Source organism: Spirosoma fluminis (assembly GCF_054778895.1).
Window position 1 is genome coordinate 790,220 of sequence record NZ_BAAGZD010000004.1, and the last position, 26,901, is coordinate 817,120.

The window sequence follows — 26,901 nt, forward strand, 5'->3', positions numbered from 1 at the left end:
TTTCAAATGGTCTGGATTCGTTTCAGTAGTGCCTCGCGCAGGAGGTGGCTGAGCGGAATCGTTTTACTCCCGATTCCGATATGCCCGTCTCCCACCTCATCGACCTGCGTCAGATTTACCAGGTAGGAGCGGTGTACCCGTAAAAAATAGGCCGCCGGGAGTTTGTCTTCCATCACCTTCAGGGTCGTTGTCAGCAGGTATTCTTTGTCGGCCGTATAGAGGTGGCAATAGTTTCGGTCGGCTTCCACGTAGAGAATATCGGCGATGAAAATCTTGACGATCTTTTCGCGGTGCCGCACAAAAATCCGGTCACTGAGCACAAAGGGCGCGTCGGGCGCAGGGTGGGCAGAGGTGGGCGGCTCGTCGGCCAGGCGGCTCATGGCGAGCTCGATAGCCCGTTGTAGCTCCATTGCCCGGATCGGCTTGGCGATGTAAGCGTAGGGATGCGTTTTTATAGCCCGGGCAAAAGTAGCTTCGTCGGTATTGGCCGTGACATAGATAATTGGGATGTTCCACTGCCGGTGGATAGCATGGGCTGTGTCGATACCGTCGAGTGAGCCTTTAAGACTAATATCGAGCAGAATTAAATCCGGTCGGTTGGTTTCAGCATGTAGGATGGCCTCTTCGCCCCTGGGCACAACCCCGCTCACCTCATAACCCAGTTTAGTGAGTTGCAGGGCGATGTTGGCGGCAATGATCATGTCGTCCTCCACGACGAGCAACTTCAACGGGGTGCCCATTCTATATGTTGATCATTCGTCAAATAATCATTACGCGCGTAACGAAGGTTGAATTCGGTACCGCGTATCCTCGGTAGCGCTGGCCCTGTGATCAGTATTGTATATCCGCTACGAAGTAAACTCAAATTTTATCGTTATGAAAATCAATGACTTGATTAAGCAAAGCCATTAGGATAAGAAGGATTTAGGACAAGTCATTGTAAAACTTATCAAAAAGATTAAGTTTTACAATGACTTGTCCTGATCGGAATTGGACGTTTTTCTGAACGGTTTAGCTAGCAGATTACGACAAGTTCAGTTAATGATGAGAAGTAACCTTTTTGTGAACGATACTGACTGAACTAGAGCGTGTTGACAATTAGGTAAAGGTAGTCTTGGTTTGCAACTTTGTCCCATGCGCCGTTATGAAATTACCGATCAACAATGGGAGCGAATCGCTCCTCGCTTACCCGGCAAAATCACTGACGTAGGTCGATCAGCCGCTGACAATCGTCTGTTCATCAATGCGGTGCTATGGATCGCCCGCTCTGGTGCCCCTTGGCGCGACTTGCCCGACCGGTTTGGCTTATGGAATTCAGTTTATCAACGCTTCCGAGGCTGGGCCAAAGCCGGTGTTTGGCAAAGGGTTTTTTGAGGAGTTGCAAGAGCCGGACTTAGACTGGCTGATGATCGACTCAACGGTCGTGCGGGCCCATCAGCATGCAGCCGGTCAAAAAAAAGCGACCCCGCCAGCGCGTGCTTAGGCCAATCGGTCGGTGGCTGGAGTACTACGATTCACGTTGCTGTGGATGCTTTGGGTAACCCGTTGCGGCTTATTATCACGGTTGGGCAGCGGGCTGACATCACCCAAGCGGAGAGTTTACTGGCTGATTATAAGACGGGCGCGGTATCAGCTGATCGCGGTTATGATGCGGATTCGCTGATTGGCTTACTGCAAAAAGCGGCAGTTGAGGTAGTTCTTCCGTCTAAGAAGAACCGCTTAGAAGAGCGCCTGATTGATGAGAATTTATACAGGGATCGGAATAAAGTCGAGCGATTTTTTAACAAGCTCAAGCAGTACCGCCGAGTAGCGACCTGTTATGAAAAGACCGCTACCAGCTTTATTAGACTCATTTATTTGGCTTCGGCCATGATTTTACTCCATTGATTGTCAACACGCCCTAATTTAAACGAATTAGTCAAAATAAGTTACATCTTAAATTCAATTGATAATCTGGCTATTGACGCAATAAATTGAAGAGGGCAACATAAATAAACAGCGTTTCTTTCCACTTCTTTTCGGCTCGAAGCAGGTTATATTCGTCGTAAGTCATGCTGATGCTATAGCGTAATTGATGTGAGTTCTGAATGATAAGTGCCACGCACCTCCCGACGGCGTACCGTCACCGATAAGATGCATGAGTCTGCAGCAACCCATATTCCCATTAATTTTCTGATCTTCTCCGTTCCTACCGCCAGATTGCTTACATCCACATCGGCGATTCAGGCATATACCTCTTTGCGGGCGGCCTTCACGGTGTTCTGCATCAGCGAACAGATGGTCATCAGTCCGACGCCACCGGGTACGGGCGTAATGAAGCTGGTTTTGGGAGCTACTTTATCGAATTTTACGTCGCCTTTTAGGGCAAAGCCGCTTTTCTTGGTCGCATCCGGAACGCGCTCCAGACCAACGTCGATGACTACGGCTCCTTCCTTTACCATATCGGCGGTAATAAACTCGGGACGGCCCAAGGCGGCAATTAGGATGTCGGCCGATCGGCAGATTTCTGCCAGGTTCTGCGTTTTCGAGTGGGTTAACGTAACGGTGCAGTTGCCGGGATACGTATTACGCTGCATCAGAATACTCATCGGAAGTCCGACGATCTGGCTCCGGCCAACGACAACGCAATGCTTGCCGACCGTTTCGATTTCGTACCGTTTCAGCATCTCCAGAATCCCCTGCGGAGTCGCCGATACGTAAGCGGGTAGCCCCTTTGCCATCCGGCCAATGTTGATGGGGTGAAAGCCGTCTACGTCCTTTGCCGGATCGATGGTTTCCATCACTTTATCGGCCGAAATATGATCGGGGAGAGGCAACTGAACGATCAGCCCGTCCATGTCGGGGTTTTCGTTGACTTCCCGCACCTTATCCAGCAGCTCTTCTTCCGAAACCGATGGGTCGAAACGGATAAGGGTGGAGTGCATCCCAACTTCTTCGCAGCTTTTCATTTTGCTCGCTACGTAGGTTTCGCTTCGGCCGAGGGTACCCACCAGGATGGCAACCAGATGCGGAATTTTGCCGCCCTGCTCGTTTATTTGTGCGACTTCGGCCGCGATTTCCTGCTTGATCTGCGTAGAAAGAAGTTTACCGTCTAAAAGCTGCATACCTGTTTTTAAAGTCTTTGTGCCTTGTCCAGTAACCGGAGGCACCTATAAACAAGGCACAAAGCTACACAAAGAATCCGCTTTACCGGTTTGTTTACGTCAACCGCTCCGGCACGAAATACTGCACATCATGCGCTTCCCACAGCGCCGGAATCTCCAGGCGCTCAAACATCCGGTGCAGTACGTCGGCAGGCACCGCATACTCGCGGGTTTCGTTCTGCTGGACCAGTTGCCGATACGGTACTTCAATGTACACCAGCCGGACCTGGGCTTTATAAGTTGTAAACAGGCCAACTAGCTGCTGGCGAAGCTGATACGTCAGGTTGGTGGCATTCCAGACAAACGACGTTTTGCTGCGCAGCATGGATTTAGCATCTTCCCTGGCCATTTGCAGAACGCGGCTGGTCCCTTGTTTGTCGGTCGGGCTGATCTTAAACTTCCGGCGATAGTTATCCAGGCTGATCACCGGCCAGTCGGCCAAGTGCTGACTCACGAACGTATCTTTTCCAGCCCCCGGTAAGCCGGCCAGCAAAATAACCTCCGAACCGGTTTCGGGAAAGGGTTCGTAGCTAGGGTAGTCCGTGTCGTGCGTGAAATAATAATACCGGGCCTCTTCGCTCACGAACGGATATGGCTGCCCCCAACACCCGTTTTCTTTGCACAACTCCTCGAACAAATCGATTCGGTACAGCAGATCGGCCTGGTCGGCGCAGATCCGTCCCCGTACGTCCGCCCGGGCCAACAGGGAAAGCCATTCGGTATTTACCTCCAGACTCGTTCGCAGCAACGTTTTCAGCGGATCGGGTTTCTCGAAAATCCAGAGGGGCAGGCCGTGATGCCGGACTAGTTTGCAAATCTGCTCGCGCTCGGCGAAGGGCGGTGGCGACGCTATCCGGTAGTTGGTGTACAGCAATTCCCGTACGGTACGTTCCCCTTTACGGGCGTGGCCGCGTGCCGTGATGCTGCCGTCGGCTTCAACCACCGTAGTCGAGCGTTTCTCAACGTCGTGTAAAAGAGCCGCCGTCCAGAGCAACTCCCGCTGCCCTGATTGTAAAGTTTGATACCGAACGTCGGCTTCGAGGGCCGCCAGAACCAGTTGGGTATGCGTGGCAACGTCGCCTTCGCCATGATGACGTGGGTCCTGCCTCACGCCGGTCATATCCCGGACTTCCGGAAAACGACGCGTAAGTGCTGACCACTGTTTATCGGATGTGAATGTCCACATATCAAGTTGGATTGGTGTTGTCAGGTAAGCTTACCTGACAAACAATGACTAAAAAGTAAAAGGCTGATGTTAAACTCGCTAGTATTACTCAGCTATGCGTCATTGTTCGTACTGCAATCGGGCACGCTGCCAGTTGCGCGTCCAGTGCTCGTCGGTTTTCACATGGCCTTTCCGCACGTATTTAAATACGCGATGCGGGTGATCGGCTACCGAAAAACTGGCGGCATCGCGGGTGACAACACCTTCGCGGGTGCAGGCTTCGCCCGTCTGTACGTCGTACGAATCAAAAACGCTGGGCGCTGACGCCAATCGATTTACCGCGTTCTCTACTTCGATCGGGCGGAACGGTTGCGATTGCACAGACAGCACCGGCACCGTCGGGAAATCGAGCAACTGCGCGTAAAACAGGGTCTCTTCCCACGATAACCACTGATCATGGTCGCGAACGGCGAAAACAAAAAAATAAGCCTCAAGCTGACGGTAGCTGATGGAATGCACAGCGTATAGATTCTCGCCAAATAGCTCCAGGTCGCCGAGGTCGTGTTTAATGTATTCCCATCGGTCGCGCAAATGGCGCGTCCAGGGCGTTTGCGTTGGGGCCGCGTGTGAGCGGGCAAACACACCGTAGCGGTTGAGACAGTTGTTTTCGCCGTCCAGTTTCTCGGTATGCACAAGCGTCTGGATATAGGAACTATCGGTCTGATACTGCTGATTGATGCGGTCGTCGCTGGTGGTACCCGGAGAAAAGGGGTAATGATACGTCCGGCCGTATTTACGGGAAATCATGATGATCGCGTTTGGAATGAACACTAGAAATACAGGCACTTTACCGGGTGATAAAGGCTAACCAAATAGCGGAACCTGTACGCGATTACATGACATTCAGTGAGTTGAGCGTTATTGATACGTTTGCCGGGCAAAGATAAGCAGACTACGGACTGAAAATCAACCGTATTTTTCCTGCCAGGCTTTTTTAAGCCGTTTATATTCCGGGTCTTCCCGCGCCTGAAGGTATTTGCCGTAGAAAATTCGGGCCGACTCCGCCTTCACCGGATCCTCCTCGCGGGGGAGCTGGTCGCGGCCGTGGGCACCCGACCGGCCTTTCTGATCGTCGGGAACCGGGCCATCATATTTCTGACCCGTTTTGTGGTTGGCGTAGCGTCGGGACCGGGTGTAGCCCATTTGCAGAAACTTGCGGGCCATATCCATGCCAATGAAATCGCCTTTGCGCTTGTATTCAAGAAACAACTGGTAGATTTTTTCGGACGATTCGCGGGCAATTTCCGGCGATTTGAATTTCCAGTAGGGGAGTATCTCCGATTTATAGGGCTGGACGAGTAAAACCCCCTGTTCTCCTTTGCCAACCCGATATAGGTCGGGATGTTCGCGGAGGTTCAGGGTACGGTAATCCAGGTCGTAGTTAAAGGCACGGTCAGGTTGCTTTGCGTCATTCTCGGTCATACGTCAAACAGTTGATGAGTGGTAATGACTCCTATAACCACAAAAACGGCGGAATGGCTTTGGCTCCCGCCTGGCATGTATTCGGTTCGCTAGCGGGTTTAGCCAGATACCTACGCTACAACACTGGACCAAGTTTGGGGGTTATTGAACGTAGGGCTTTGTCTGCCAGAGCAGCTTATGCATCATGATGATTTATGTACGTCTCTCCGTTTTTCTGTGGTTGTTAACCGGTCAGTGGCTTCGGGCACAGCCGCCCGATGCGGCCGATTCCCTGGGTCGTAACCGGAACGAGCGCCCGGATAAGCCTAAATTCATTTTTGAACTCGATCAGCGCTTCTTCTATTTTAAAGACGCGACTCCTCCGCTGCTGAGTAATCCGACCAATGTCTGGGGAGCGCGGGTGGGCTTTCTGCTGCCGATTAATGTCAAAGCAGGCGTAGGCTATTACTTCACCAACCAGCATCTGAACGAGTCGTGGGAAGGGTTTCATGTGCAGAACCGGCGATTGCAGTACGCAACGGTATACGTCGAGCCGTATTATTTTCGTCGTAAATTTTGGGAGCTAAGTTCGCCGATCGAGGTGGGGCTCGGATCGGCCCGGTACGAGATCACCAACACGGATACGCAGCAGCCCGATCTCCGGCGAAGTATAGCCGTTCCGTTGAGTGTGGGGATTTCGGCTTCGATTAAGTTTCCGGCGCTGCGGGGACTGCGGCCGCTGCGGTGGTTTGGCGTTAACCTGATGACGGGCTACCGCTACACGCTGCAACGGAACGTACCGCTTAGCCCGTCTACCTTAAATGGCGTGTATTACTCCATCAGTCCGGCCGTTTTTCTGGATCGGTTCTACGAAGACTTTTCGGCCTGGCGAAAGAGCCGACAGCGACGCCGGGAGTAGCCTAAGTTGGTTCGTTACGTACGGGAGGAACAGGGGCGCTCGATACTTCAGGGCGCTAACCAAACCATTTTTTCGGCCGGCTCATACTGGAACTGCGCCCGCGTCTGACCACTGCGGCTCAGGTGCAGGTATTCCATCAGCAGAACGCGGCATTCGATAACGGCGAAGTTCTGACGGCCGCTTTCGCTTTCCTCCGGCGTAGGTAAGTTCTCGCCCAGGTGTTCCGGAAAGCCGGGGTAAGGCGCGGTCTGTTCGCTGCCGGGCGTCCGTTCGGATAAATAATTCTTGCGGCCACCAACCCACAGCTTAGCCCAGTGTTCGTCGGCAACGTAATCGTCGGTATGCAGCCGGGTTTCAATGTTTGCCCGAAGCTGCACCTGCCGATCTTCGTCCCAGAACAGCAACGCGGCCACCGGATGCGCTTCGAGCTGCATAACTTTTTCGGCCCGTGCGTCCGTATGAAACCAAAGGTATTTATGAATCTCATCGACTTGACGTAACACCACCATTCGGGCGTCGGCACCGGTAGCCGTACTGGTGGCAAGCGTCATTGTCTTGAACCCATCGGCTTTTGCCTGAGCAGCTTGGCTTAATTGCTGCCACGTATCGCGTTCGATATTGGCAAGGGATCGCGTTGGTTCGTCGATAGTGACGGTTGGTTCTGGAGATTGATTCATGAATAAGAAGCAGGCATTCGGCACCCGATGTGATTGGCATAACCGGAGGGCTAATTTATTTGTTTATCAGATAGCCCGATAAGAACGTCTGGCTCCCTAAAAAACCGATGTGTTACCATAAATCACTCAATGCAACCGCTGCCGAGCTTGAAGCCCGTTACAAGGCTCCCATGCCCCCGGACGCTAACTACCAGCCGGTATACCACGCTAATGCCTACCAGTTCCCAGCCTGGCCCATCCTGGCCCGGTCGGATGCGGACAAGTCTAAGCCAGAACGCTTTCAACTGATGAACTGGGGACTGATTCCGCGCTGGGCCAGGAGCCGCGAGGATGCCGCCGACATTCGCGCCCGGACGATCAATGCCCGGTCGGAGACGATTTACGAGAAGCCCTCCTATCGGTCAGCCGCGCAGGCGGGTAAGCGGTGTCTGATTCCCATAACCGGCTTTTACGAGTGGCACACGATCGGCAGCAAGAAGTTTCCATTTTACATCAGCATGAAAGACCAGCCGATTGCATCGGTTGCGGGATTATGGGATGAATGGCCGGACCCCGAAACCGGCGAGCTTATTCCAACGTACACCTTGCTGACCACCGAGGCCAACCCGCTCCTGGCGGCTATTCATAACACGAAAAAACGCATGCCCTGCCTGTTGACGCCGGAGCTGGAACGAGCCTGGCTGCACGACACCCTAACGGAACAGGATGTGCTGGCCATCCTGAACGAACAGTACCCCGCCAAACAGATGCACAGCTACAGCATCAGCAAACGAATTACATCGCGAAGCGAGCCCAGCGACGTACCCGAAGTGCTGGAGCCCTCGACCTACGCGGAACTACAAAGTCACTCATCACTTTTTACTTAAGTAATCGATCCCGCTCGTCTACGGCCAATACCGCTCGTGTAGTATTCTCGGAGAAAAGGTTGCACGAACGGAAATTTTGTCAACTCAGTTGTCTTTTCTTTAGAAACTGAATCAACTTTGTCTTTTGATTTTATAGCATTACAACCTGACAGATGAAAAAAGCATTACCAGTTTTAGCGGTTGGCTTAACGACGCTGCTCTCCGCAGGAACGGCTTTGGCGCAGTTCCCGACGATGCCCGGCGGAGGAGGTCAACGGCCCGCTACGGCCATCCCCGGCACCGCATCGGACGATAGCCCTCGGGGAAACGCTAAACTTACCGGTACCATTGTCGATTCAACGAGTAATAAACCGGTTGAGTTTGCCAGTATCGCGCTGATCAATCCCCAAACAAAGAAACCGATTGACGGAACCGTTGCCGATGACCAGGGACGGTTTACACTCAGCAAACTGCCGCAGGGTGATTTTCAGGTTTTGATCTCGTTCGTAGGGTACCGGAACAAGACCATTTCGAGCGTTAAGCTCGACCGGCGGGGTGACGTAAACCTGGGGGCGGTTCGGCTATCGGCCGACGTTCGCACGCTTAACGAAGTAAACGTAGTGGGGCAGGCTGCGCTGGTTGAAGAAAAGGTAGACCGGCTCGTGTATAACGCCGAGAAAGACGTAACATCGAAAGGCGGTGATGCCACCGACGTCATGCGGAAAGTGCCCTTGTTGTCGGTTGACCTCGACGGTAACGTCAGTTTGCGGGGCAGCAGCAACGTTCGCGTGCTGATCAACAACAAACCCTCGACCATTGTAGCCAGCAGCGTGGCCGATGCCCTGAAGCAGATTCCCGCTGACATGATCAAGACGGTGGAAGTGATTACTTCGCCCTCGGCCAAATACGACGCCGAAGGCTCGGCCGGTATCATCAATATTATCACCAAGAAAGCAACCCTACAGGGATTCACGCTCAACCTCGATTCAGGCGTGGGCAACCGGGGCAGTAACCTGGGCCTGAACGGTAACCTCCGTACGGGCAAAATGGGCTTTAGTCTGAGTGGCTTCGGCCGGGCGAACTACAACGTAATTGGCCGGTTCGCGAACACCCAGCGGACGTTTGGGAACGGAGGAACGACCACCACAACTGAGCAGACAGCCAATACACGTAACGAAGGTATATTTGGTCAGTACACGCTGGGTTGGGATTATGACATCAGTAAAAACAGCGCCATTACGGCCAGCCTGCGCTACGGTGCCCGGAACAACATTCAGTACCAGGACAACTTCATCACCAAAACGACGGGTCCGTATTTTCCGGTTTACAACGCCCGGAACGTACAGACGAAAGACCTTTCCGGAACGGTCGATGCTAATATTGATTACACCCGCACCTACAAACCGCAGCAGGAGTTCAGTGTATCGGCGCAGTACAGCCGCAACAACCGCAATAACGATTTCACGGCCGACATCCTGAACTCGGCCGATTTCGCTACGGTGGCGGCCCGCCAGCAAAACCTGAACGACAGCTACAACCAGGAGACTACCCTCCGGGCCGATTATCAGACGCCCATCAGCACCAATCAACTGCTCGAATTCGGCGGGAAAGGCATCTTCCGGCAGGTGGAGAGCAGCTTCAGCTATAACTTCGCCAATGGCAACGGTCCGTTTCAGCTTGATCAGAGCCGCCCGGCCAATACGTTAAACTACGACCAGAACATTGCCGCTGGCTACGTATCGTACACGCTGACCACCAAGACGAAATATACGCTGAAAGCCGGTGCCCGCTACGAGCATACGACGATCAATGCCAACTACAGCCGGACGCAGCCTGGCGATCAGGGCGGTCAGGCTGGTCAGGATTTAGGCATTCCTGCCTACGGCAATCTGGTGCCGAGCGTAAACATTTCGAAGGCGCTGAAAGGTGGAAAAACGATTAAACTGGCCTATAACCGGCGCTTGCAGCGACCCGGTATTCAGTTCCTGAACCCGAACGTAAATGCGGCCAACCCTACCAACATCACGCAGGGGAACCCGCTGCTGTCGCCCGAGTTGACCGACAATCTGGAATTCAGTTCGAGTGCCTACATCAAATCGGTGTACATCAACGCGACTTTGTTTGCCCGGTTAACCAACAACTCAATCACCAGCGTACGGGATACCGTCAGAACGAGCGTTGGCGAAGTGCTGAACCCGACACTGCCGATTCCCATTCGGACAACGTACCTGAATATTGGTCGCGAATCAGCCTATGGCGTAAACCTGTTCGGCAATGCGACCTTGTTTTCGAAATGGCAGATTGGGGGCGGAGTCGATGCCTACTACGCCTATCTGACCAACAACAGCTCTACGTTCATCTACCGGGCTACGAACTCAGGCTGGGTAGTAACGGGCCGTTTCTTCTCAAGTCTGACTCTGAAAAATGGCTGGGGCCTCCAGGGCTTCGGATTCATTCGGGGTAAGCAGATTCAGCTTCAGGGGTATCAGGGAGGGTTTGCCTTCTATAGCATAGGGTTGAAGAAAGACCTGAAAGACAAGCGCGGAAGCTTCGGTATTGCCGGTGAAAACTTCTTTAATCATCCGTTCACGGTCCGGTCCGAATCCAGTTCGCCGATCTTCTCGCAGAATAGCCTGACCAGCCTTTACAACGCTGGCATCCGGGTGAACTTCAGCTACAAACTGGGGAAACTTAGCTTCGACCAGCCCCAGCGCCGTCGCGGACAGGGTGGCAACGACGACCTGAAAGACGAAGGAAGCGACAACGGCGGTGGACAGCCAGCCGCACCCCCGGGCGGAGCTGCCCCGGCGGGTGGGAACCGTGGTGGCGGACGGCCGAGATAAGCAAGGCTAAAATCTGTATAGCTACTACGTATAGAACCGCTTATAAACTAATAAAGCGGTATCGGGCCATCCCGGTACCGCTTTATTAGTTTATAAGCGGTTTGGGCTCAGTGCGTGTTACGATAGATCAGCGCATAGGCATTGACGTGGATCTGGGGGAATAGGCTGACGCTAAGCTCCACCACGACCTACCGTCTTGAATCCACTACACCGAGGTCGGTTAAAACACCAGCTTCGGTGTAGAACAAACGTCAACTGGCGAACCCGTACAAGACAATAGGTGTAAGTTCAATAGGCGTTGCTTGACGCTATAAAAGCCAGTTTGCCTGCCTAATCAGTTTTGTTTATCGATATCGGGTATAACTAAGCCTTTGGATAGATAACCTATAGATATACTAACCTTGGTAGTTGAGATTAGTTACGTATCGTATAAAGTGGAGCAGAACAGGTCCCGGTTGTTCGTAAGGAGCCCGTCAGGTGGGCAGCTCGAAAACTGTCTACAGGCCCTCAATTCGACCGGGCGCTGGGCTGACTTTCCACATCGTTCAATTATTAGACGGTATAAACGGTTTTGTATGCTAGCTATGAATTACCGCGGAACCCAGCGGGTCCGCATTGACCACAAACCGATGCCCGAAATTTTGCATCCCGAGGATGCCATTGTTCGGGTTACCCGATCCTGCATCTGCGGGTCGGACCTTCACCTGTACAACGGCAATGTGCCGGACACCCGTGTGGGTACCACGTTCGGGCATGAGTTCACCGGCATTGTCGAAGAAATTGGGTCAGAGGTGAACAAACTTAAAGTTGGTGATCATGTTCTGGTGCCGTTCAACATTGCCTGTGGTAAATGCAGCTTCTGCCAGCAGGGGCTCTACGGCAACTGCCACGAGTCGAACCCAATGGCTACGGCCGTAGGCGGTATCTTTGGGTACTCGCACACGGCGGGCGGTTTCGACGGCGGGCAGGCTGAATACGTCCGGGTTCCCTACGCCAATTTCGGCCCAACGGTAATTCCGGAAGGTATGGACCCCGACGATGCCGTGATGCTGTGCGATGTAGTACCGACGGGCTATCAGGCCGCTGAAATGGGAGGCATTCAGCCCGGCGATACAGTCGTAGTGTTTGGAGCTGGTCCGATAGGCATCATGGCCGCACGCTGCTCCTGGCTCTTCGGGGCCGGGCGGGTTATCGTCATCGACAACGTTGATTACCGGCTTGAATTCGCTAAAAACTACGCGCCCGCCGAGGTCTATAACTTCGAAGAGATTGGCGACGTAGTGTTGTTCCTCAAAAAAGCCACCGACTGGCTGGGGGCCGACGTCTGCATTGACGCCGTGGGTGCCGAGGCTACGGGCAGTAAACTCCAGTCGCTGACGGGCCGCAAACTGCTGATGCAGAGTGGTTCGGCCACGGCGCTGCACTGGGCTATCAACTCGGTGAAGAAAGGCGGCATTCTGTCCATCGTGGGCGTATATGGTCCAACCGGCAATATGGTCCCCATCGGCAACGTCGTCAACAAAGGCATCACCATCCGCGCCAATCAGGCTTCGGTAAAACGGCTGCTGCCCCGCCTGATCGAACACGTACAGAACGGGGTCATCAATCCCAAAGCCATGATTACGCACCGCCTGCCGCTGGAAGAAGTGGCTGAGGGCTACCACATTTTCTCGGAGAAATTAGATAACTGCATCAAGCCGGTGCTCATTCCACCTAAAGCCGGTTTATAACCCTGAACACTAATGGAAAATTTAGAAACACAGGATACATCAGCCGCCAAATCCCAACTGCCTACGCGGGACGAGCTGGCGGCCAAATTCGCACATATCAAAGGATGGGGCGTTGATATTGACCCAAAAAACGACCCGACCTATCCCATAAAGAACCCGCGTACGGATGTCGAGCAGCTGGGTTATACCTGGGAGCGGCCCACCCAGCAGCCTACTACCGTAGAAATACTGCACTCGAACGAACGTCCGAACGTGAGCGCCGTTTTCGGGACAACCTCGCCCCCGACGGGCCTGAGCGGAGCGATACGCCGGTATGCCTTCACGCACAGTGAATCGCGGCTGATGCACTGGATTCCGCTGGTTGTAGCCGACCGGGTTAACGAAATTGAAGGCCTTATTGAAGACTTCAGCCACGGTAAGGTGCCTAATATCTTTGCTGAAAAAGGCTGGAAAGCGGAATGGAAGCACAATCCCAAAGGGCTTATACAAACCGTGGTGATCAGCGCCGTGGTAACAACCGCTCTTGTGGCTTTATTTTCCCGAGATTCGAAAAGCTCGCGGAAACAGTTAGCCACCCGGTAATTCCAATATATAGGTCTGAACGGAACAGGCCCCCGAGTCGATTAACAATTAATCGACTCGGGGGCCTGTTCCGTTCGGGAAGCTGATTACAACATAGCTGCGCCGAATACACCCGCACTGTCGCCGAGCTTAGGCTTCAGGAAGCGCGTATTGATCTCGCCCGAATTAAACACGTATTTTTTTGCCCGCTCAATGCCTTCGGTATATAGGAGATCAACGTTACCCACACCGCCCCCCAATACAATCACATCGGGGTCGAGTACGTTGATGATGGTTGAAATGGCTCTTCCGAAATATTCCAGCAGCCGGTTTACGGTCTGGCTGGCGAACAGGTCAGTACCCGAATGATAACGCTCCATAATGTCGGGCATGGTTCGCTCTTCCCCGCTTAATTGTTGGTAATACAGCTGCAAAGCAGGTCCTGAAATTACCTGCTCAGTGCAGCCACGTTTGCCGCAGTAGCAGGGATAGCCGTTTTCTTCCAGAATATTGTGCCCCCATTCACCGCCGATTCCCTGGAGGCCGTTCAGCACGAATGGCTGGCCATCGCGCCCCCGAACAACAAAGCCACCCCCGACCCCCGTCCCCATAATAACGCCAAACACCGATTGATAAGCAGGCGCTACGTCGGGGACAATGCCCAGCGTGGCTTCGGCCAGGGCAAAGCAGTTGGCATCGTTGGCAACTTCAATGGGTAGATTAAGCAGGCGGGTCAGGTCCTGTTTCATCGGCTTTCCGTTCAGCACCGTGGTGTTGCAGTTTTTCATGGTTTGCCGGGCCGGATCGAAGGTGCCGGGGGTGCCAAAGCCAATCCGTTCCGGAACCTGGTCGGTCTCGGCTTTCAGCATGTCAATAAGTTTGACAATCTGCTGCAGGATGTGATCGTAGCCCTGGTGAGCCTCCGTATCAATACGTTTTCGGATGAGAACAGCGTCGGGTGAGGGCGCGCTCAAGACGACTCCCTCGATTTTAGTACCCCCTAGGTCGATACCCCAATACGTTTGCATTCTTAAAATTGCGAAGTCTGATGGAATGGAATAAAGCTTGCATTGAACGGGCTTTTTCGGAATTTCGCCCTCGCAACACAATTCGTCGTCAAAACAACACTCATAAATCCGAAATCAAAAACAGAAATGTTAACTCCCGGACAGAAGGCCCCAGATTTTACCTTGTACAATACTGAGAAGCACGAAGTTTCGCTTCATAGCTTTAACGGCAGAAACGTGATCATTCTGTTTTTCCCAATGGCTTTTTCGAGCGTATGCACCGCCGAACTCTGCGAACTACGGGACAACATCAGCACCTACGCCGATTTACAGGCCGAGATTATCGCCATTTCCGTCGACTCGCCCTATACGCTGGCCAAATACAAACAAGACCAGAACCTGCCGTTTATGTTGCTCTCCGACTTCAACAAAGAGGTGTCGCAGGCGTATGATACGTATTACGAGACATTCAGCATGAACCTGAAAGGAGTAAGCAAGCGCTCGGCCTTCGTTGTTGACCGCAATGGCCTGCTTCAGTACGTCGAAGTGCTGGAGAACGCCGGTGAGGTACCTGATGTCAACGCTATTCAGGAAACACTGGCGAGACTGAACGAACCCTCGTCGAAGTAGTACAAACCGCTGGCGTCGGTTCTCTCCGCGCTGGCTATAATATGGCGCATTCAATGGCCTGGTATCACAATTTCTTTCACGGATTACCCCAGCAAGCCTGGAAGGCGGCACAGACGGAAGCTCAAACGCAGCTCGATCTCGAACTGCTCGTGGAAACCCTGGAGTTTGGCCCTGGCGACCGGCTGCTGGATATCTTCTGCGGCTATGGCCGTCACGCCCTGCCGCTTGCCCGCCTGGGGACGCATGTAACCGGTGTGGATATATCGACCGAATATATAGATGAGTTAAGGAAATCGGCGGCTTCCGAAAAACTTATGGTTAATTCCCTGGCTGCTGACTTCATGACTGTCCCGCTCGCTGAATTAACCGGCAATGGTCCTTTCGATGCGGCCTACTGTCTGGGAAACAGCTTTAGCTTTTTCGCCCATGCCGAGATGAGGCTATTTCTTAAACGGATCGCTGATTCGTTAAAACCGGGCGGGCGATTTCTGGCGCATACCGAAATGATTGCCGAGTCGGTGTTGCCGGACTACCAGCACCGAAGCTGGCAGCCCATAGGGGACATTCTGTTTCTGGTTGATAATGAGTATGATCCCATCGAAAGCCGCATTGACTCGCACCTTACGTATATCGACAATGGCGATCGGCAAACCCGCCTTGCGCAGCATTACGTGTACACATTGGCCGAGTTGAGCCGGTTGTTTGCCGAAGCAGGTTTGTCGATACTGGAGTATTCTGGAACCGTTGACGGAGAGCCATACGCGCTGGGCGATGAAGCGGTCTGGCTACTGGCCGAAAAAGCGTGAGGATCTGTAATTTAATCCACTGATCAGGTAATCAGCGGATTACGCTAAAGTAACTAGCTATAACTCAATAGTTTATAAAACGTAACAAAGAGGAATTATAAATTTATTTAGAAAAACCGCAGCATGTTTATACAATTTCGGCATAAATCCGTAGTTTTCAGTCGATTTAACACCGTTAACTGAAATTAATTAACCTACTTTTATGGAGATCATCGAGCGTAAGCCGCGCAGTCGTGAGCAAACCCGATCCGGCATTGTGGGCACTGCCAAAGCCATTGCCCGCCGGGAAGGCTGGCAGGCTGTTTCGATTCGTAAAATTGCGGACGCCATTGAATACAGCGCCCCCATCGTTTATGAGTACTTCGACAGCAAAGATGTCCTGCTGGACGAAATTCGCAACGAGGGCTTTCGCCACCTCTATCAGGAATATGACCGCATCCTGAAACTGTACCGCGATCCGGAGAAGCGCCTGTACGAGATTTCGCTGATTCAATGGGAGTTTGCCAGTCATCAGCCCGAAATTTACCAGGTCATGTATAACCTGGACGGGGCGTACTGCACGATGCCTGTATACCAGTCAGATGCCATGCAGTCGGTCAGTTCAATCGTTTGCGAAATCATCTTCTCGTTTATTCCCAAATCAAAAGAAAGCATAAAGCGGTTGTATTTTGAGTGGTGGTCTATGTCGCACGGCATGATTATGCTGGCGATGCTGCTGAAAAATCAACAGCCCCTTGAACAGTCGGAGCAGGTGTACCGCGAAACGATGCGCCGGTTTGTGCGCGGACTTCGCTGACCTGAATTTTAGTTAATGAATGAGCGGCTATTCATGGAAATAACTTGCTCAGGATATGTGTTTACAGTATGCCCCGCCCCCGGATTATTTATATATACGACGCCCTGTGCGGCTGGTGCTATGGCTTTAGTCCAGTGATTCGCCGGTTTCAGGCTACCCACGCCGATGCGTATGATTTCGACGTTTTAAGCGGGGGAATGATGACGGGCGCGCGGACGAAGCCCATAGCTGCGCTGCGGTCGTATATCGAACAGGCCTATAAAAGCGTTGAAGCACGTACGGGTGTCCAGTTTGGTCAACCCTACCTCAACCAGATACTCCAGTCAGACACCTACGTAGCTGACTCGGAGAAGCCGGGTATGGCGCTGACCCTCTTCAAAGCAATTATGCCGGATCGCGCGGTTGACTTTGCCAGTACGTTGCAGACTGCCCTGCACCGGGATGGTATCGATCTCAATGTCGATAGCCAGTACGGCCCCCTCGTTGATCCGTTCGGTATTGATCCCGATGAGTTTGTTGCACACCTGAACGACCCAGCCATTAAAGAGCAGACCTGGGCCGAATTCAATCTCGTATCGCAGTACGGCATCAATGGCTTTCCTTCCGTTCTGCTCGATACGGGAAGCAACCTGTTTCAGGTCACCAGAGGGTATGTGCCCTACGAGCAACTGGAAGCCAGCATAAACCGCGGAACGCAACAGGCCTGACCTGAGCAACCATGTGCCGGATAGGCCGTTAATGCATCGGTAGGTTCTTTACCTTACCACCCATTACATCATCGACGCCGTGCTGGATGATAAACGCGTTGGCGTCGATCTCGCCCACAATACGGCGCATTCGACTTAGCTCCAGCCGGGTAATCACGATGTATAGCATGGTGTCAACGTCCTGGTGGCGGCCGTGTTTACCGTAGCCTTCTTCCCCTTTCAGAATTGTTACGCCCCAGCCCAGCTCAACAATCCGATCGCGTATGATTAGGTTGTGCCTGGAAATAATGAGCACGGCGGTATATTCTTCAATCCCATGAACAATGAAGTCGACTGTTTTGGAGGCCGCGAAATACGTAATCATGGAGTACAGGGCCAGGTTGATGCTCAGGAAAAAAGCCGCAGCGCCAAAAATGAGTACGTTGAGCAGCAGGATAACGTCGCTCACTTTCAGGGTGGCGCTGCTCCGGCTGATCAGTAAGGCCGCAATTTCGGTACCGTCGAGTACAGCGCCACCGCGTATGGCCAGACCAATGCCTGCACCAATGAAGAACCCCCCGAAAATAGCAGTGAGCAATAGGTCTGGGGTGACATCGGGATAAGGAATTACGGTTACGCTGAGCGAGAGACCTGCAATGGCGGCAATACTTTTAATGGCAAAGGCCCGGCCGAACTGACGGTAGCCTAGACCAATAAACGGTACGTTGAGAACGAGCAGCCAGATCGCCAGCGGAATGTCGAGCAAGGTAGCCAGCAGCATGGATATACCCGTTACGCCCCCGTCGATGAAATGGCTTGACAAGAGAAACCCTTTCAGGCCCATCCCCGCGCTGAGAACCCCTGCCACAATAAACAGGGTATCTTTAATCTGCCGGAATAGGGTAGCGCGGTTGGCCATCGTCTGCTAGTATAAGCCTTCGATGGACAGATAGCGCTCTCCGGTATCGTAGCAGAATGTCAGAATCCGGCTGCCAGCGGGGAGGTCGGACAGTTTTTTAGCGACAGCGGCTAGCGAAGCTCCCGAAGAGATGCCAACGAACAAGCCTTCTTCTTTGGCCGCCCGATGCGCCCAGGCAAACGCTTCGTCTTTGCTGACCTGAATAGAGCCGTCAATCGACGTAGTGTGCAGATTCTGGGGAATAAACCCGGCCCCAATGCCCTGAATAGGGTGAGGACCCGGCGCGCCCCCGCTGATAACCGGCGACAGCTCGGGTTCGACGGCATAAGCCTTCAGGTCAGGGAAGCGTTCTTTCAAAACTTGCGCCACGCCCGTAATGTGACCGCCTGTGCCGACGCCCGTGATGAGTACATCGAACCCTTCGGGAAAATCCGTTAAGATTTCCTGCGCGGTGGTGCGCTTATGCACCTCGATATTCGCCGGGTTTTCGAACTGCTGGGGCATCCAGGCTCCGGGTGTTTCGGCCACCAGCTCATGCGCCCGTTCGATGGCTCCGCGCATCCCTTTCTCCCGCGGGGTCAGGTCAAACTGGGCACCGTAGGCGGCCATAATCTTACGCCGTTCAATACTCATCGACTCCGGCATGACCAGAATCAGCTTATAGCCTTTCACCGCAGCCACCATAGCCAGCCCGATACCGGTGTTGCCCGATGTCGGTTCAACAATCGTACTGCCGGTGGTGAGCTGCCCGTTTGCTTCTGCGTCTTCGATCATGGCCAGGGCAATCCGGTCTTTGATACTGGCACCGGGGTTGGCCCGTTCGAGTTTTATCCAGACCTCGTGATCAGGGTAAAGCCTGCTCAGACGGACGTGGGGAGTTTGACCAATGGTCTCTAATATCGAATTGGCTTTCATGGGTTGCTGGAGAGTGTATAGAAACGGAGTGAAGAACAGGTTGCAGTACGTACTGCCCGTCTGATGCTTACCCGATTTAAATAACGAAATTAATGGGTTCATTCGATTCCAGCGACTTGAGCCGGACATCGGTTTTGTGCTGGTTATAGACCAGTGAATACGGTTCAACGCTTTGGGTAAGCCAGACGTTACCCCCGATCACTGAATCGTGCCCAACAACGGTATGCCCGCCCAGTATGGTGGCGTTCGCGTAAATCACTACGTTGTTTTCGATGGTTGGATGCCGTTTCTTCTGCGCCATCGACTTGGCAACATGCGTGGCTCCCAGCGTTACGCCCTGATAAATCTTTACGTTTTCGCCGATGACCGTCGTTTCGCCAATGACGACGCCCGTACCGTGATCGATAAAAAACGACCCGCCGATCTGGGCGCCGGGGTGAATGTCGATGCCGGTTTGCCCGTGGGCATATTCGGTCAGCATACGGGGCAGCAGCGGTACGTTCAACTGGAGCAGCTCATGCGCGATGCGGTAGACGGCGATGGCGTAAAAACCGGGATACACCGCAACCACTTCCTCGATGCCGATAGCGGCCGGGTCGTTGCCGGCAATGGAATGCGCATCGAGCAGCAGGTTATCATAAATCCCCGGCAATTGCTCGAAGAACCGCTCAGCGACAACAACCGGGCTTTCGGCCATGTTGATTTCCAGCGGACGAAACAGACAGATTAACTGATCCTGTAGTTTCTGATACGTTTCGTCGACGTTTTGCGAGGCTGACTGGCAGTCCTGAGTAACGGGAAAGAGCAACCGCATCAGCTGATCAATGAATCGACCCGCGTCGGGGCGCGACGGTAATTTATAGCGGTACTGAGCTCGTTGAGTTAACAGATGATCGAGAAACGTACTCGTAGCGGTGGTCATGACAAGGCTTTTGACGTAAGAACCGATAGGAAGAAAGCTGTTTTATGGGCGATAACCGACGTAGTGGAATCCAGTCCCCGTTATGAGGAAACACTACATCACCGACTGCTTCGTTTAAAGGCTGGTCGCCGTTCGCAAACCGTGCAGATCGCTGATTTTGAAACAAAAAGCAGACCACAAAGTTCGGCGTTACTAATTGGAACCCATTTTGTAGTGCAAAATAAGAAACAAATGGAACGCATCGTCATGTTCAGTAAAGCAATAGCTACGTTTATGATCTCGCTGATGGCAACTTCGGGCGTGTCCTGGATGCTATCGGCGGCTTGTCAGCGTACAAAAGAACCCCAGACCGCAGCGGTCGATTCAACGGTCGGGGGCGCAGACGTAGCGAAACCGTTGGCCGCCCGCGCTGTCAATGCCTATCCCAAGCTGAGCTTTCAATCGCCGGTCGAATACACCTACGCCAACGACGGCACCAATCGTGTATTCGTGGTGGAGCAGGCCGGTCGGATTCGGGTGTTCGACAACGCAGAAGGGACTGCATCGGCTGGGACGTACCTCGACATCCGCAACAGGGTCGCCTACGGGGGCGAAATGGGGCTGCTGGGTCTGGCTTTCCACCCGAAATTTAAGCAGAACGGCTTTTTCTACGTCAACTATACTAAAGACAATCCACGCGAAACGATTGTGAGCCGGTTCAAGGCGTCGTCGGCGGAGGCTGGTCAGGCTGATCCCGCTTCGGAAGTGGTTTTGTTCCGATTCGCACAACCCTATTCCAATCACAACGGCGGTAAACTCGTCTTCGGCTCCGACGGCTATCTATACGTTTCGACCGGTGATGGCGGTAGTGGGGGCGACCCCCAGGATAACGGACAGGATCGCAAAGCCTGGCTCGGTAAGATCTTGCGGGTTGACGTAAACAGTACTGAAAAAGGTCAATACGGTATTCCGGCCGACAACCCATTCAAAGGCAATAAAGAAGGAGTGCTGGAAGAAATATACGCCTATGGATTACGCAACCCCTGGCGCATGAGCTTCGACGATCGGGGGCAACTCTGGGTGGGGGATGTTGGGCAGGGGGCCATTGAGGAGGTTGATATCGTTACGAAAGGCGGGAACTACGGCTGGCGGGTAAAAGAAGGCCGGTCAAACTTCAAATCCAGCACCAAAGGCGACGGCAGCAACTCAATCGACCCCGTCTGGCAATACACCCACGACAATGGTGACGTATCGATTACGGGGGGCGTAGTGTACCGGGGCCAGCAGAATCCCTCGTTAAAAGGTAAATACATCTACGCCGATTACGCCAGTGGCCGTGTCTGGGCCTTAACGGCTTCGGGGAATAAAGCCACCAACAACCAGGAGATTATCTCGCGGGCGGGTACTATATCGGCCTTTGGCGAAGATCAGAAAAACGAACTGTACCTGTGCGATTACTCGTCAGGACAAATCCTGAAGCTGACAACTAACTAAGCTTACCTACCACATTAAATAAAGCCCGACTTACCCAAGTTGGGCTTTACCTTTTCTAATAAAAATTTGGATATAACAAGTGGCGCTAGTATGTTACCACCAATTCTTGACCTAAACTCTGGTCTCGCTAATGGGCGTTACGTCCCGCGACCTGTTGAATGCGGATGAACTGTTGGCTGAACTGCTCATGCCCACCCGGTAGGCAAAGTGGTTGGCCAATATGTTCATCGACCTGTTCTTTTTCTATGTCATTGTCTTGTCTGTTTTCTTCGTTGCCGCGCTGATAAACCCGGCGGTTATTGATGGGATGGCGAATGTCAAGCTCCTGGTGGAGCGGCTAGTCGTTACGCTATTGCTGGTCACCTATTACGTTGTGTTTGAGGGGTGGCTAAAGAAAACGCCCGGTAAGCTCATTACCCGAACAAAGGTGGTCACCACCGAAGGCGAGACGCCTACGTTACAGCAACTGATTGGCCGGAACCTGGCCCGGATTATTCCGTTCGATGCCTTCACGTTTATTCGGGCGACGCCCGTCGGTATGCACGATCAGTTGGCGGATACGCTGGTTGTCGACGACCAGTCGGTGGCGAAACTGAGCGAGTGACCTCTGATTTATAGCTTGTCTATACTGATTATTACGTTGGCAGCGAAACAGGTTCGATGAAAACCTGCCGGATGGCGGGCCGGGCCGTTTGGATAGTTTGCCGGATACGGTTGATACCCAGCGAAAGATTCTCTGTGCTGAGGTTGGCTTGAAAGGCTACCTCCTGAATAAGTACAATATCGTTGGGCCCCAATTGAAACGTAAGGGTACGTACGGATCGGACAACGATTGGATCCGCTTCAGTGAGCGCAACGATTTGGCGAACGATGAGCGGATCGGCCCCTTCTCCCATCAGCAAACTGCGACTTTCGCGCACCAGCAAAATAGAGACAGCCGTTAACAGACAGCCGATCAAAATCGAAGCAATCCCATCGAGGTATGGATTCTGCAGCTCATACCCCAGAAACACGCCCAGAAAGGCGATAATCAGCCCTAATACGTCGGAGGCATCCTCGAACAGCACAACAAACGTAGCGGGGTCTTTGCTGGCTTTCACCGCCGACCAGAACGGCTGATTTACCCGTTGTGCGTTAAACGCCCGTAACGCCGTCACGAGGGAGGTGCCATCCAGCACGATCGAAACGCCCAGAATGATGTAGTTCCAGTGGGGGTCTTTAATGAGCGTAGGGTGCTGGATATGCGTAACGCCTTCGTAGAAAGAAACGCCACCGCCCACGGCGAAGATCAGAAGCGAAACTATGTATGACCAGAAATACAACTCCCGGCCGTACCCAAATGGCCGTTTCGCATCGGCGGGCCGCTGACTTTGCTTCAACCCCAACAGCAGCAGGAGTTCGTTGAGCGTGTCGACCAGTGAATGGATGCCTTCGGATACCATGGCCGAACTGCCGGTCAGACCAGCGGCAATGAACTTGGTAATGGCAATAATCAGATTAGCCCCCAGGGCGGTGTAGATTGCAGTTTTCGTCGACGCCATACCCGGTCTTAACCGTTTACTGAACCATCTGGTTAGGCGATCTTCGTTGGCGGCCAGGGCGACTTTGCTCGCTAAACGACACTGATTAGTAGACAGCCAGAAATGTATCGGTTGCCTGACTATCTTGCCAGTCAAACAAAACGTTATTTATCGTTATGGCCACAGTATTAGTAACGGGTGCCGCGGGCGGGTTAGGCCGGGTTGTCACGCGAAAGCTGCTTAGTTCAGGGCATCGGGTAATTGCCACGCGTCAGCCGGGCAGCGACCCCCATCGTCTAAGCGATCAGGGGCCGGGCGAATTGATTACGTATCAGGTCGACCTGACAGATGCTGGACAAACTGAATCCATGATCAAACAGGTCATTGCTGAGAAGGGGCCTGTCGACTGCGCGGTGCTGCTGGCCGGAGGGTTCACGATCGGGTCGCTGGCCGAAACCGATAGTACACAGCTCGACCATATGTTGACACTGAACTTCAAAACAGCGTATCATGTCGTACAGCCGCTGTTTGCGTACATGACCGAACAGCAGCAGAGTGGTCGGTTTTTGCTGGTGGGTGGCCGACCGGCGCTGGATGCAAAAGCTGGTAAGAACATGGTCGCCTATGCCTTGTCGAAATCGCTGCTGCTGGAGTTATCGGCGCTTATCAATGCTTCGGGGCAGGCGCAGGATATTGTTTCGACGGTACTGGTACCCAGTACGATCGATACGTCGGCAAACCGGGAAGCGATGCCGCAGGCTGACTTCACAAGCTGGGTAACCCCGGATGATTTAGCCGACATCATTACGTATGTTTTATTCGACAAAGGTCGGGTGCTGCGTGAACCGGTGCTAAAAGTGTATAACCGAGCCTGAAAACGACCAAATCGTTACGTATATACCCCGCCGAATAAATAAATGCATGACGGTTTGCTTGTGCGCCCGCTTTTCAGGTATTTAGGCGCGCACCGAGTTACATCATTGTATATTAAGTTACTCCTTGTATAAACCTATTCCTTCAATGAAAAAAATTATCCTCACCAGTGCAGCCCTGTTCGGGCTTGCCATTGTCGCCCATGCCCAATTTGTTAATCAGGTAGGCAACCAGCAGGCGGCTCTGCAGGAACAAACTGGCAACGATCAGACTGGCACCATCAACCAGGTTCAAAGTCCCAACGACCCAAATCGGACCAACTACGGCAACTATGCCATCACCTTCCAAGGAATTCCTAATAACACCGGTCCTAACACCGCTACCATCAACCAGAACGACGGGTCACAAGGCAACCGGGCGGGCATCGCCCAGGGCGGAGGCAACAACAACGCCTTGATCGAGCAGAACGGTGGTCCTGATGGGTTGAGTGGGGGAACTACCTCTGCTTCGGCCACGATTGGGGCGGCTGGGGGCGATGGCAACTTTGGGGGCATCCTTCAGCAGGGAGTCAACAACATCGCCGTGCTGAGCCAGCGCAACAACAGCCGCCAGAACGGATCAGAGATCTACCAGAACGGGCTGGATTTTGGGGGGCTTACCAACACGGCGGTGGTGATCCAGTCCAACAACTCGGTCAACAACGATGCCTTCATCTTCCAGGGCTACTCGGCTCAGAACGTAGCCGGGATGGCCGTATCGGGCAACCAGGCGTACATCTACCAGGGGCGTACCTACGCCTATAGTGAGCCCATAACGGCAGAGTCGGCCAACAACTACGCAGTTATCACCCAATTGACCAACAATAATATCGCTAACGTTTATCAGGGCGGCACTGTAAATGGTCAGGCCGGAGACTCGTTTGGTAGCGTAGCCAGCATTCTGCAACAGGGAGAGGCAACTATCGCCAATATCTATCAGGGCACGGGTGGCGGTAAATCGGTCGGCAGCCGCGCCAGCTCTATCCAGACCGGGCGTTTGCGGGTTGATAATATCTTTCAGGGCTACGGAGCAACGGGCTCCGATCGGGGCAGCACGGCCAGTATGACATCGGCAGGCGTGACACCCTTACGGGTCAGTGATAACACTATTTTTCAGGGCTACCGGGGCGTATCAGAAGAGAACCAGGCCACGATTCAACAAACAGCGGATGGTGGTGCACAAATTTTACAAAGTGCGGGTATGGGCTCCTATGGAGCTAACAACAAAGCGATTGTTACCCAGAATGGCCCCAACAATGTGGGTGCCGTAGTTCAGATTAGTACGCGGCCGACCATATACGAAGATTTGCCTTATAATTCTGCAGCCACGAGCGTTGGTCGTGACAATACCGCTACCATCCTACAGGCTACCGGAACAGCAGGCAGTTATGCGGTTGTCGACCAGGGGACAGCTTATAACAGCCAAAACTTACAGGCCAGTGGTAATACTGCTACCGTTAATCAATTGGTTGGGATTGGCCTGTTTGTTTCTATTTTTCAGGGTGGTGACGCTCTTAAATCCCTGGGCTATGCCCCCGAATCTGCGTATGGTGGTCGGGAGACGGAAGCAGTCGTGAAACTAGGTTCGGTCTCTATTAATAACACAGCTCAGGTTACTCAGGCGGGGGGGAATAGTCACAGTTCTAATGTACGCCAAGGAGGGCAGATGAACTCCGCGCAGGTTACTCAGAGCGGTGGTAACGCTTCCCGTGCGTTGGTGGTGCAGGGCGAAAACACCCGCTCCACTCAGGCTATTATTACCCAGACCTCCGCAGGCTACAATAACCAGGCAATCATCTATCAGTTTGCCAACGTCGACGCTAATGGGGTGGGAGTTAGCAATACGGCACTTATCAGCCAGATCGCGGGTTCTGGTAACGTAGCGGTTGCCCAGCAGGGCAGATTTATGGACAGCAGCCCATCGTCCAACAATTTCCTACACATTACTCAGAACGGCAGTGAAAACCGAGCCCGCATGGCTCAAGTTGGTAACAACAACTACGCGGATGTAACCCAGGTCGGTAATAACAACCGGTTAGTGGATGCTTTAGGTACGGCGGGTAGTTTCGCCACCCAGCAGGGCAACAACAACCGGCTGACATTGATCCAGAACGCGGGCAGCGGTCCGGGTCAAACCTACAAGTATACCCAGATCGGCGACAACAACACCCAGGTCGTCACCCAGAACGCCAACTAAGCTAGGTTAGAGTGAGTAATTTTGAGATTATTCGTCCAGCCTGTACACAAGCTGGACGAATTTTTTCAACGGTGTTGATTTATATCCAGTCGAGTACCAGGTGTGAGGTTAAGCAGAATACAGATCGAATCAGGTATTTTTAAGGCATGGTGGCTGACACTACTGAATATTTTTCAGACCCTACAGGACGGATGGACAAGAGCACCTCTTATTTTGAGTCGCCCCTCGGTTGGGTACGTATCACTGGCGATAGAAAGGGAGTTAGCAGCATATCCTGTAAGGATGTTGTAGCTGATGCGCTCGATTCAGAATCGGCGGTAGCCGCACCCGTTCAGCAGGCGGTTACTCAACTTCAGGAATATTTTGCCGGAACCCGCCAGACGTTCGAATTCCTGATGAATCCAGTCGGTACGTCCTTTCAGCAAAGCGTCTGGCGAGCGCTGCGCAACGTGCCGTTTGGTACGACATTGTCGTATTTGGCTCTAACCCGGCAAATTGGCGACGAAAAGGCCATTCGGGCTGTAGCGGCTGCAAACGGGAAAAACCCCCTGTGGATCGTCGTACCGTGTCACCGCATTATTGGCTCCGATGGGTCGCTGACTGGCTACGCCGGTGGTCTATGGCGCAAGCAATGGCTGCTTGAACACGAAGGTTGTTTCAAACAAATGCGGTTGTTCTAACGTAACACCTTCGGGTAAGCTATCTACTAAGTTTTCCGCCAGACGCAGGCAGGGAATTTAGTTGATAGCTTGCCCGAAACGAGTTGAACGTGATT

Annotated in this window: 27 protein-coding genes; 16 read left to right on the forward strand and 11 right to left on the reverse strand. The window is 53.0% G+C overall.

Annotated elements, in window-relative coordinates:
- Positions 1-2: 2 nt before the first annotated feature.
- The gene (locus tag ACYVBJ_RS08955; protein WP_460981947.1) at positions 3-740 is read right to left on the reverse strand and encodes a LytR/AlgR family response regulator transcription factor; all 738 of its coding nucleotides are present in this window, start codon (positions 738-740) and stop codon (positions 3-5) included.
- A 394-nt stretch (positions 741-1,134) separates the two neighbouring features.
- Here ACYVBJ_RS08955 and ACYVBJ_RS08960 point away from each other — a divergent pair, with 394 nt between their 5' ends.
- Both ACYVBJ_RS08960 and ACYVBJ_RS08965 read left to right on the forward strand, forming a co-directional pair.
- On the forward strand, positions 1,135-1,374 hold the full coding sequence (locus ACYVBJ_RS08960) for a transposase (RefSeq protein WP_460981948.1): 240 nt from the start codon (positions 1,135-1,137) through the stop codon (positions 1,372-1,374).
- A gap of 24 nt (positions 1,375-1,398) precedes the next feature.
- A complete protein-coding gene (locus tag ACYVBJ_RS08965) occupies positions 1,399-1,887 on the forward strand; it encodes an IS5 family transposase (RefSeq protein ID WP_460982132.1) in 489 nt (162 codons plus the stop codon).
- 335 nt (positions 1,888-2,222) lie between these two features.
- On the opposite strand, the gene ACYVBJ_RS08970 is transcribed toward ACYVBJ_RS08965, so the two are convergent.
- From ACYVBJ_RS08970 to ACYVBJ_RS08985, 4 genes are all read right to left on the reverse strand, one after another.
- Positions 2,223-3,104, reverse strand: a complete 882-nt coding sequence (locus tag ACYVBJ_RS08970; RefSeq protein ID WP_460981949.1) for a bifunctional 5,10-methylenetetrahydrofolate dehydrogenase/5,10-methenyltetrahydrofolate cyclohydrolase — start codon at positions 3,102-3,104, stop codon at positions 2,223-2,225.
- Positions 3,105-3,198: 94 nt separating this feature from the next.
- A complete protein-coding gene (locus ACYVBJ_RS08975) occupies positions 3,199-4,329 on the reverse strand; it encodes an AAA family ATPase (RefSeq protein WP_460981950.1) in 1,131 nt (376 codons plus the stop codon).
- Positions 4,330-4,428: 99 nt separating this feature from the next.
- Positions 4,429-5,115 (reverse strand): RNA ligase family protein, encoded by a 687-nt coding sequence (locus ACYVBJ_RS08980; protein ID WP_460981951.1) that lies wholly within the window; start codon positions 5,113-5,115, stop codon positions 4,429-4,431.
- Between the two features lie 159 nt (positions 5,116-5,274).
- On the reverse strand, positions 5,275-5,790 hold the full coding sequence (locus ACYVBJ_RS08985) for a DUF4385 domain-containing protein (RefSeq protein WP_460981952.1): 516 nt from the start codon (positions 5,788-5,790) through the stop codon (positions 5,275-5,277).
- 184 nt (positions 5,791-5,974) lie between these two features.
- Between ACYVBJ_RS08985 and ACYVBJ_RS08990 the strand changes: the two genes are divergently transcribed.
- Positions 5,975-6,688, forward strand: a complete 714-nt coding sequence (locus ACYVBJ_RS08990) for a hypothetical protein (RefSeq protein ID WP_460981953.1) — start codon at positions 5,975-5,977, stop codon at positions 6,686-6,688.
- Between the two features lie 47 nt (positions 6,689-6,735).
- Here ACYVBJ_RS08990 and ACYVBJ_RS08995 read toward each other — a convergent pair whose 3' ends face one another.
- Positions 6,736-7,365 carry a pyridoxamine 5'-phosphate oxidase family protein gene (locus ACYVBJ_RS08995; protein WP_460981954.1) on the reverse strand — a complete coding sequence of 210 codons (630 nt, stop codon included), beginning with the start codon at positions 7,363-7,365 and terminating at the stop codon, positions 6,736-6,738.
- A gap of 107 nt (positions 7,366-7,472) precedes the next feature.
- Here ACYVBJ_RS08995 and ACYVBJ_RS09000 point away from each other — a divergent pair, with 107 nt between their 5' ends.
- The 4 genes from ACYVBJ_RS09000 to ACYVBJ_RS09015 all read left to right on the forward strand — a co-directional run bounded on the left by ACYVBJ_RS09000 (position 7,473) and on the right by ACYVBJ_RS09015 (position 13,365).
- A complete protein-coding gene (locus ACYVBJ_RS09000) occupies positions 7,473-8,231 on the forward strand; it encodes an SOS response-associated peptidase (protein ID WP_460981955.1) in 759 nt (252 codons plus the stop codon).
- Between the two features lie 152 nt (positions 8,232-8,383).
- On the forward strand, positions 8,384-11,053 hold the full coding sequence (locus ACYVBJ_RS09005; RefSeq protein ID WP_460981956.1) for a TonB-dependent receptor: 2,670 nt from the start codon (positions 8,384-8,386) through the stop codon (positions 11,051-11,053).
- A gap of 575 nt (positions 11,054-11,628) precedes the next feature.
- Complete coding sequence (locus ACYVBJ_RS09010) at positions 11,629-12,783, forward strand: zinc-dependent alcohol dehydrogenase (RefSeq protein ID WP_460981957.1); 1,155 nt, start codon at positions 11,629-11,631, stop codon at positions 12,781-12,783.
- 12 nt (positions 12,784-12,795) lie between these two features.
- Positions 12,796-13,365 carry a hypothetical protein gene (locus tag ACYVBJ_RS09015; protein WP_460981958.1) on the forward strand — a complete coding sequence of 190 codons (570 nt, stop codon included), beginning with the start codon at positions 12,796-12,798 and terminating at the stop codon, positions 13,363-13,365.
- An 86-nt stretch (positions 13,366-13,451) separates the two neighbouring features.
- Here the strand turns inward: ACYVBJ_RS09015 and ACYVBJ_RS09020 are convergent, their stop codons facing one another.
- A complete protein-coding gene (locus tag ACYVBJ_RS09020; RefSeq protein WP_460981959.1) occupies positions 13,452-14,372 on the reverse strand; it encodes an ROK family protein in 921 nt (306 codons plus the stop codon).
- 126 nt (positions 14,373-14,498) lie between these two features.
- On the opposite strand from ACYVBJ_RS09020, the gene ACYVBJ_RS09025 reads away from it, so the two are divergent.
- From ACYVBJ_RS09025 to ACYVBJ_RS09040, 4 genes are all read left to right on the forward strand, one after another.
- Complete coding sequence (locus ACYVBJ_RS09025; protein WP_460981960.1) at positions 14,499-14,981, forward strand: redoxin domain-containing protein; 483 nt, start codon at positions 14,499-14,501, stop codon at positions 14,979-14,981.
- Positions 14,982-15,034: 53 nt separating this feature from the next.
- Positions 15,035-15,787, forward strand: a complete 753-nt coding sequence (locus tag ACYVBJ_RS09030; RefSeq protein WP_460981961.1) for an SAM-dependent methyltransferase — start codon at positions 15,035-15,037, stop codon at positions 15,785-15,787.
- 202 nt (positions 15,788-15,989) lie between these two features.
- Positions 15,990-16,583, forward strand: coding sequence for a TetR/AcrR family transcriptional regulator (locus tag ACYVBJ_RS09035; protein ID WP_460981962.1), 594 nt, complete (start codon positions 15,990-15,992; stop codon positions 16,581-16,583).
- Positions 16,584-16,651: 68 nt separating this feature from the next.
- The gene (locus ACYVBJ_RS09040) at positions 16,652-17,290 is read left to right on the forward strand and encodes a DsbA family protein (protein ID WP_460981963.1); all 639 of its coding nucleotides are present in this window, start codon (positions 16,652-16,654) and stop codon (positions 17,288-17,290) included.
- 28 nt (positions 17,291-17,318) lie between these two features.
- On the opposite strand, the gene ACYVBJ_RS09045 is transcribed toward ACYVBJ_RS09040, so the two are convergent.
- The 3 genes from ACYVBJ_RS09045 to ACYVBJ_RS09055 all read right to left on the reverse strand — a co-directional run bounded on the left by ACYVBJ_RS09045 (position 17,319) and on the right by ACYVBJ_RS09055 (position 20,025).
- The gene (locus ACYVBJ_RS09045) at positions 17,319-18,188 is read right to left on the reverse strand and encodes a YitT family protein (RefSeq protein WP_460981964.1); all 870 of its coding nucleotides are present in this window, start codon (positions 18,186-18,188) and stop codon (positions 17,319-17,321) included.
- Positions 18,189-18,194: 6 nt separating this feature from the next.
- Positions 18,195-19,103: a cysteine synthase A gene (gene cysK / locus ACYVBJ_RS09050; RefSeq protein WP_460982133.1), complete on the reverse strand. Its 909-nt coding sequence runs from the start codon at positions 19,101-19,103 to the stop codon at positions 18,195-18,197.
- A gap of 76 nt (positions 19,104-19,179) precedes the next feature.
- Positions 19,180-20,025, reverse strand: coding sequence for a serine O-acetyltransferase (locus ACYVBJ_RS09055; RefSeq protein ID WP_460981965.1), 846 nt, complete (start codon positions 20,023-20,025; stop codon positions 19,180-19,182).
- Between the two features lie 231 nt (positions 20,026-20,256).
- Here ACYVBJ_RS09055 and ACYVBJ_RS09060 point away from each other — a divergent pair, with 231 nt between their 5' ends.
- Positions 20,257-21,498 (forward strand): PQQ-dependent sugar dehydrogenase, encoded by a 1,242-nt coding sequence (locus ACYVBJ_RS09060; RefSeq protein ID WP_460981966.1) that lies wholly within the window; start codon positions 20,257-20,259, stop codon positions 21,496-21,498.
- Between the two features lie 220 nt (positions 21,499-21,718).
- On the forward strand, positions 21,719-22,102 hold the full coding sequence (locus tag ACYVBJ_RS09065; RefSeq protein WP_460981967.1) for an RDD family protein: 384 nt from the start codon (positions 21,719-21,721) through the stop codon (positions 22,100-22,102).
- Positions 22,103-22,133: 31 nt separating this feature from the next.
- Here the strand turns inward: ACYVBJ_RS09065 and ACYVBJ_RS09070 are convergent, their stop codons facing one another.
- Positions 22,134-23,039 carry a cation diffusion facilitator family transporter gene (locus ACYVBJ_RS09070; protein ID WP_460981968.1) on the reverse strand — a complete coding sequence of 302 codons (906 nt, stop codon included), beginning with the start codon at positions 23,037-23,039 and terminating at the stop codon, positions 22,134-22,136.
- Between the two features lie 155 nt (positions 23,040-23,194).
- Here ACYVBJ_RS09070 and ACYVBJ_RS09075 point away from each other — a divergent pair, with 155 nt between their 5' ends.
- From ACYVBJ_RS09075 to ACYVBJ_RS09085, 3 genes are all read left to right on the forward strand, one after another.
- Positions 23,195-23,893, forward strand: coding sequence for an SDR family NAD(P)-dependent oxidoreductase (locus tag ACYVBJ_RS09075; RefSeq protein ID WP_460981969.1), 699 nt, complete (start codon positions 23,195-23,197; stop codon positions 23,891-23,893).
- Between the two features lie 145 nt (positions 23,894-24,038).
- Positions 24,039-26,126 (forward strand): beta strand repeat-containing protein, encoded by a 2,088-nt coding sequence (locus ACYVBJ_RS09080; protein ID WP_460981970.1) that lies wholly within the window; start codon positions 24,039-24,041, stop codon positions 26,124-26,126.
- Positions 26,127-26,317: 191 nt separating this feature from the next.
- Complete coding sequence (locus ACYVBJ_RS09085) at positions 26,318-26,806, forward strand: methylated-DNA--[protein]-cysteine S-methyltransferase (RefSeq protein ID WP_460981971.1); 489 nt, start codon at positions 26,318-26,320, stop codon at positions 26,804-26,806.
- Positions 26,807-26,901: the final 95 nt, after the last annotated feature.